This is a genomic window from Streptomyces sp. NPDC054841 (assembly GCF_053611045.1).
In genome coordinates this window covers 1-4786 of the sequence record NZ_JBSGZO010000583.1, presented here as the reverse complement: position 1 = coordinate 4786, position 4786 = coordinate 1, and the positions used below count along the sequence as shown (strand labels likewise).

3 protein-coding genes are annotated in these 4786 nt (G+C 71.4%); 1 reads left to right on the top strand and 2 read right to left on the bottom strand.

The window, feature by feature from the left end:
- Both ACWGI8_RS39710 and ACWGI8_RS39705 read right to left on the bottom strand, forming a co-directional pair.
- Window positions 1–1352 (bottom strand): DUF1254 domain-containing protein (locus tag ACWGI8_RS39710; RefSeq protein WP_453668309.1); only part of this gene is annotated, 1352 nt, incomplete at its 3' end.
- Window positions 1353–1652: 300 nt separating this feature from the next.
- Window positions 1653–3221, bottom strand: a complete 1569-nt coding sequence (locus ACWGI8_RS39705; RefSeq protein WP_453668308.1) for a glycosyltransferase 87 family protein — start codon at window positions 3219–3221, stop codon at window positions 1653–1655.
- Window positions 3222–3457: 236 nt separating this feature from the next.
- Here ACWGI8_RS39705 and ACWGI8_RS39700 point away from each other — a divergent pair, with 236 nt between their 5' ends.
- Window positions 3458–4624 (top strand): S1 family peptidase, encoded by a 1167-nt coding sequence (locus tag ACWGI8_RS39700; protein ID WP_453668307.1) that lies wholly within the window; start codon window positions 3458–3460, stop codon window positions 4622–4624.
- Window positions 4625–4786: the final 162 nt, after the last annotated feature.

Genomic DNA, 4786 nt, shown 5'->3' with positions numbered 1-4786 from the left:
GGCTCGATCCGCGGCAGCCGGTAACTTCCCTCCAGCACCGAGGCCTTGGGGGAGTACAGGCGCGCCACGAGCCGGAAGTCCCCGGGCGGGGCGGGCAGCCAGTTCGCGGCCTCGGCCGGATCGGCGGGCTGCTCCTGCTGGATGTGGACGGTCAGCGAGCCGTCGTCGGCGTGGACGAGACCAGGAGTGCGGTCGCCGATCGAGTACCGGCCGAGCGGGTTGGCGACCAGGTAGGAGTCCGGGGCGTCGTACATCGTCACCGACCAGAACGACTCCACGGGCGGCGGCTGTTCGAAGCGCAGCGTGTACGCCTTCGAGCCGTTGAGCTGCTCGCCCTCGGCGTCGGTGAAGGCCTGTGCGTTCACGGCCTCGTAGCCGTGGCACCCCCAGAGCGTGGTGCGTGCCGCCACGGCCCGTACGAGGTACGACTCCTCGCGGTCCGCGATCTTCCACTGCGGGGAGTCGTGCGTGCCGACCCCGAAGTGGTCCAGGTTGTAGTCGAAGGAGTGCGGGTCGAGCGCCCACTCCCCGGGCGCCGTGGCGGCGGCGGCCCGGACCGCCTCTCCGACCCGTGCCCTGCCCTCGACGAATCCGTCCCTCAGCGCCGCCAGGAGGCCGGAGTCGGGGGAGACGTACGGCGAAGGCCCCTCCTCCAGCAGCCCGAGCGGCTGGAACCGCTCCTGGTACGCGGCTTCCTCGGCCGAGGGCGGGAAGTCGCCCATCCACACCCGCAGCCTCTCGAAGAAGCCGAGCGCCTCCGGCACTCCCGGTTCCGGCGTCGGCAGCCCGGTCGGATGCGCCCTTCCGTCGAGCGCCTCCACCGTCAGCCGGTCCTGCAACGCGGCGACCCTCGGCATGTCGTCGGGCCCGTCGCATGCGAACCGTCCGACGACCGACACCACGGCGGTCGGCGCGTCGATCACCCCACGCATCCCTTCGGGCTCCACGCCGGCCCAGCCGGGCGGCGCGATGAGCCACCGCCCCTCCTCGGTGCCGGTCGCGCGCGTGCCGACGTACGCGAAGTTGTTGGTCCATGCGTCCACGAACTGCAGGACGTAGTAGGCCCCGCCGGTGTCCGGCACCCGCAGCAGGAGCGGCCCGCCGGAGAGGTCGAGCTGCGCGACCGAGTACACGATGTCGTTGTTGACCGACACGAAGCTGTCGTGATGGTCGGCGAGCTTCCGGGCGTGCGCGAAGGTGTTGAGCGGGGTGGGCGGCAGCGCACCGATGCCCTTGCGCGCGAGCGCCCCGGCCATCGTGAGCGCGTACACCAGCGGATAGCCGTACACATACGCCTCGGCGGCGAGTGCACTCGTCACATCGGCATCGGCATCGGCATCGGCGTCGGCCATCGAGCAGCCCCTCCGGACAGGGGTCTATGCCCCCTATGAGCGATTGATCCGCATCCGGAGTCTAGATCGCCGCCGGCCGTCCCGCACGCGCCTGTACCGCCGTGCCGCTACTTCTCGCCGTACGGCGGCAGACGTGCGAGCCGCAGGCCAGGAGTGCCCTGGCCGAGGACGACGAATGTGGTGAGCGACGGCGACGTTCGCGAGGGGGTGGGTCACCGGAACGGTCGCGCGGTGCCGGGCGACCGCGCGGAGCCGGTGAAGATCCGGTGCTCCGCGCGGGGGGCAGAACGCGCTGGGGCCCTATCCCGCGGCTGCCGAAGCCGTGGCCGGCGTCGGCTCGGTGGCCGGTGTCGCCTCCGCATCCGTGGTTGCGCTCGTATCCGTGCGGTCGCTCGTACCCGTGGTTGCGCTCGTATCCGTGCGGTCGCTCGTACCCGTGGTTGCGCTCGCATCCGTGCGGTCGCTCGTACCCGTGGTGTCGCAGGCGCCGTTTGTGTCGTGCGTACCGGTCGTGGCCTTCCACAGGCGGCGGCAGGACAGCAGCGTGGCGGCGACCAGTAGTCCGTTGCGTACGGCCATCAGCGTGTTGCCCAGCGCCGTTCCGTACATCACGTCCAGGTAGTAGGTGGGGAAGGCGAGCGAGGTGACCGCTGCCGCGGCCAGCAGCACCAATGCCACTGGGCGTTGCGTGGTGTGCCGGGAAGTGAGGCAGACCGCGGCCAGGCCGATCAGCCAGACCAGATACTGCGGGCTGATCACCCTGCTGGTGACGGTGAACAGCAGGATGGCGGCGAGTGCGGCGTCGAACGGTGTCGCCGTGGTCCACTGCGACGCCCTGCCCCGCCAGAACATCAGCCAGCCGAAGGCGGCGGCGGTGAGCAGCATGGACAGCTGGGCGATGGTCCCCACATGCATCCCGTTGAACTCCAGGGCGCCGTAGCGGGACTCGATCCAGATCGGCGAGCCCGCCGCCCGCATCAGCGACAGTACGGTGCCGCCCAGCGACTCGATCTGCACGCCTCTGGCGCCCTGTTGCTGCAGGAAGCCGAGGCTGTTCCGGAAGCCGAGGGCGAGTACGGCGAGCAGCGCCGCCGCGGCCGCAGCGGCGGACAGCCAGGCGCTGCGGCTGGTGCGCCCGCGTTCCGTGCCCACCAGCGTGAGCAGCGGCCAGACCTTGACCAGGGCTCCGAGGGCGGCGAACACCCCGCCGAGGCGCGGGCGGCGGCGGGCGCTGAGCAGGGCCAGTACGGCGAGGGCGGTGACCTGGATGTCGAACCGGCCGTGCGGCACATTCAGCAGCAGCGGCAGTCCGCCGGTCCACAGCCAGGCCCCGGCGAGTCTGCGTCCCCCGCGGGCCAGAGCCAGGACGACGATCGCGTCGGCGGCGAAGGTGAGGACGAGGAACGCCTGGAAGTAGCCGAGGAACGGCAGGCCGGCGGGGAACAGGAACACCAGGCCCGCGCCGGGCGGGTACTGCCAGGTGACGTCGTTGACGGGGAAGGAGCCGTCGGCCAGCTGCTGGTACCAGCGCGGGTAGACGAAGTTCACCTCGTCCGAGACATTGCTGACGCCGATGCTGTCCTGGACGAGCAGATACAGCATGCCGAGCCGGGTCAGGGTCCAGACCGAGTAGAGGGCCGCGATCGATTTCCTCGTGGTCCAGGCGCCGGCCAGGTGGGTTGCCCGGTGGAGGGTCCGGGGTGTGCCGCCCGGCCCGCCGGGACTCTTCCCGCCGAACGGCGAGGCGCCGTCCGAGCGGGAGTCGTCCGCGCGAGGGGAGTCCGAGCGGGGGCCGTCCGCGGCCCGGCCGCTCTCGGGGTCGCCCTCCGGGGCGGAGCTGCTGCCAACGAGTTCGGTCTGCTGCGTCATAGCCCGCAAATTTAGACCCTTTTGTACCTGTCTCCTGGTAGTGAACCGCTCGCACTCCGCCATGACTTCCCGCGCCGGTCCGTCCATCCGCAGGGTCCCCGCTTCGAGCCGGTAGGCGCGTTCTGGGGCTGTGCGGCGGCCGACGGAGCTCCTACTCTCTGTGAGAGCGCTCTCAGCACCTGATGTTCCAACCGCACCACCCCCACAACACCGGAACAACAGAAGGGTCCATCGACGTGAGACGCAAGAAGACCGACCGGAGAACCGGCTTACGTACAGCCCTCTCCGCCCTCTGCGCACTCCTCCTGCTCGGCGCCGGGGGCGGAGCCGTGTTCGCCCCCGCCGCCGCCGCGGCACCGACCCCCGAACCCCCGGCTTCGCCCGGACTGATCACCGCCATGCAGCAGGACCTGGGCCTGACCGAGCGGCAGGCGCGCGAGCGCCTCGCCCAGGAGAAGGCGGCCTTCGCCGTCCAGGGCAGGGCGGAACGCGCGGCCGGCGCCGCCTTCGCCGGTACGTGGTTCGACGCCGACAGCGGCAGGCTGACCGTCGCCGTGACCAGCCGTCAGAAGGCCGACGCCGTACGGGCGGCCGGCGCCGACACCCGTATCGTCACCCACACCGCCGCGCATCTCGACGCGGCCAAGCAGCGCATCGACCGCCGGCACGCGCCCGCCGGTGTGAGCAGCTGGCACGTCGACCCGAAGGCCAACCGGATCGTCGTCCGCGTCGTCGCCGACCGCAGCGGCGACGCCAAGGTCAAGGCGTTCCTCGACCACGCCCGGCGCACCGGTCCCGTACAGGTGGAGACGGTCGGCCAGGCGCCCTCCACCTACGCCGCGGGGGTTGTCGGCGGCGACCCGTACTACACCGGCAACGTCCGCTGCTCCATAGGCTTCTCCGTGTACGGCGGCTTCGTCACGGCCGGGCACTGCGGCGGGCCCGGCAGCTTCGTGCGCGGCTGGGACGGTTCCGACATGGGCTGGTTCCAGGGCTCGTCCTTCCCGGGTAACGACTACGCCTGGGTGAGCACCGGCTACGGCTGGTGGACCGTCCCCGTGGTCCTGGGCTGGGGCCAGACCCCGGACCGGCTGGTGCGCGGTTCGTGGGAGGCCCCGGTCGGTACGTCGATCTGCCGGTCGGGCTCCACGACGCACTGGCACTGCGGCACGGTGCTGGGCAGGAACGAGACCGTCAACTACCAGCAGGGTGCCGTGTACGAGATGGTCAGAACGGACGTCTGCGCCCAAGGCGGCGACTCGGGCGGCTCGTTCATCAGCGGCGACCAGGCCCAGGGCGTGACCTCCGGGGGCTGGGGCAACTGCAGCTCGGGCGGCAACACCTGGTTCCAGCCCGTCAACGAGATCCTGAGCCGCTACGGGCTGACCCTGCACACCGCCTGACCCTGCACACCGCCTGACCCTGCACACCGCCTGACCCTGCACACCGCCTGAACCGGCACACCGCCTGACCCTGCACACTGCCTGACCCTGCACACTGCCTGACCCGGTCGGCTCCTCGACCGGCACCGCCGTGACGAAAGCCGCGCCCGCGTACGTCGCGGG

Bases quoted from the DNA above. Each gene is read 5' to 3' on its own strand.
- ACWGI8_RS39705 (WP_453668308.1), bottom strand. From the start codon at position 3,221: ATGACGCAGCAGACCGAACTCGTTGGCAGCAGCTCCGCCCCGGAGGGC.